The sequence below is a fragment of the Anaerolineae bacterium genome (genome assembly GCA_014360855.1).
Classification (GTDB): Bacteria; Chloroflexota; Anaerolineae; order JACIWP01; family JACIWP01; genus JACIWP01.
In genome coordinates this window covers 1-1,825 of sequence record JACIWP010000408.1, presented here as the reverse complement: position 1 = coordinate 1,825, position 1,825 = coordinate 1, and the positions used below count along the sequence as shown (strand labels likewise).

Below are 1,825 nucleotides of genomic sequence, written 5' to 3'. Positions count from 1 at the left end.
CTATCGCCGGCAAGTACCGGGTGGTGATGAGCTTTGACCCGGAGTTTGGCGCCCGCTCCTATTATCCGGACCTCCCGCCCAGCCTCAACACACTGCGGACGCTGGAACCGGGCAAGGGATACTGGATTTACATGACGAGCGCCGGCGAACTGCGCTACCCGCTCCCATGAGCGGATGGCTCAGGGATGCAGTATGCGGGTGAAGCTGTGGCGTTCCGCCACTGCCTGCAGTTCAGGGACGAGTTGACGCAGGGTGCGCGCCGTCAGCTCGCGGGCGGCATCCATTCCGAAATACTGGCGGATCACCTCTGTTTGCCGGCTGAGGAAGGTGCGGTAAACGTTCGCCAGCTTGTCCAGCGCCAGATCCGGCGGTGTCTCATCCACAATGTGACCGTTCTCAATGCGGATAGGGATGTCCTGGCAGGCGCGGTTGACCGCCTGTTCGCAACTGGTGTCGGACGGGTGTTTGCGCAGTACCAACGTGCCCCGGCAGTTCAGCTCCGCGATCTCGCGGAAGGCCCTGCGGAGATGAATCCGCTCCATATCGCCGTAACGGATAGCGCCGACGGCGAGCAGGGTATAGGCGATGCGCGAGGCCTCAAAAAGCGTCAACTGGAGCCGGCCGGCGATATCCGTGATATCGCGACTGCCATCCACCTCCTTGAGGAACGCTATCTCTGTCTCTGTTAACCCGAGTTGTTCCAACTCCTCCTGTCTCATGCTGATCTCGAAGACGGCCTCGGGTGAGGACACCAGCCGGCGGATGGTTTCCCAGTTGTCCACCCAACGGCATCCTTCCAGGATGAGCTGGGTGGTGGTGAGCTGGATGGGGATGCACCACTGGTGCTGGGGCTGGGATTGGTCAAAGGTGAACTCGCCGGCCTGCCAGCGGAAGAGGTCGAATATGGCGCGGAGAGAATCTTCCATGGAAGGTGGTGTCGCTTCCGCCTGGTCCAGGCGGTAGCCGGCGATGCAGTTGGGTTGGCCGCGCACGAAGTTGATGGCTCTGCCCAGCACGCCGTCGGTGACGGTGAGGGTGCCGGAGTGCTTGCCGGAAGCGATCAGGCGCAGGAGGTCAGGAAGATGGTACTGCCGCAGGTCGCCGGTCATGACCATCAATCCTCGTTTGCCTGGTGTTTCGAGGGCGCCGGCGTTTCCCTGGATGGATTCGATCAGCTCTCCCATCCACATGCGTTCCATGGTGATGAAGCGCAGGGTGTGGTCGAAGATGGCGCGCTGGCGCGGGTTGAGGTCTGGCTCCTGTTCCATGGTCTCGCGCACCTGCATCTGCCACTGGCGCAGGGATTCCATGCGCTGTTCCATCAGAGCCAGGGCGCGCTCAATGGGGAGGCGGTTCAGCAAGTAGATGCTCAGGTCGTAGTCGAAGTGGATGGGGACATGGCCGGCGGCGTGCGCTTCCAGCGCTTCGAAGAACGCCTGTTGGCCGGCTTCGGTCAGCAGATATATCGCCTTGTCCACCGAGCCGCGCCGCTGTCGGATTTCAGAGATACAGCCCCGGTCGCGCAGTTTCCCCAGCGCGTAATACACGCCGGGCATGCTGATATTGAACCAGCGGTCAATGTGCTCGGCTTTGATCAGTTGGTACAGCTCGTAGCCGTGCATGGGGCGTTCCTGGAGAAGCCCCAGCACCAGCAGGTCCAACGGCGTTAATGCCGACGTTCCCATGTTTGCTCCCTTTCCCGCAAAATGCCCTGCAGGCTGACTCTTACCCACTTTCATAGGCGAGAGACCATCGGTAGGTGAAGAGAGCGCGTCTGATCAGTCGGGGCTTGAGGATCCAGGGCATAGCCAAGAGGCGCAGGGCC

2 protein-coding genes are annotated in these 1,825 nt (G+C 61.5%); one reads left to right on the top strand and one right to left on the bottom strand.

Features of this window, described 5'->3' with window-relative positions:
- On the top strand, positions 1-170 hold a 170-nt coding region (locus H5T60_14565; protein MBC7243654.1), incomplete at its 5' end, for a hypothetical protein.
- A 9-nt stretch (positions 171-179) separates the two neighbouring features.
- Here H5T60_14565 and H5T60_14560 read toward each other — a convergent pair.
- Complete coding sequence (locus H5T60_14560; GenBank protein ID MBC7243653.1) at positions 180-1,685, bottom strand: DUF4388 domain-containing protein; 1,506 nt, start codon at positions 1,683-1,685, stop codon at positions 180-182.
- Between the last annotated feature and the right edge of the window lie 140 nt (positions 1,686-1,825).

What these genes read in the sequence shown, in the direction of transcription:
- H5T60_14560 (MBC7243653.1), bottom strand. Translation starts at nt 1,685, where the DNA reads ATGGGAACGTCGGCATTAACGCCGTTGGACCTGCTGGTGCTGGGGCTT.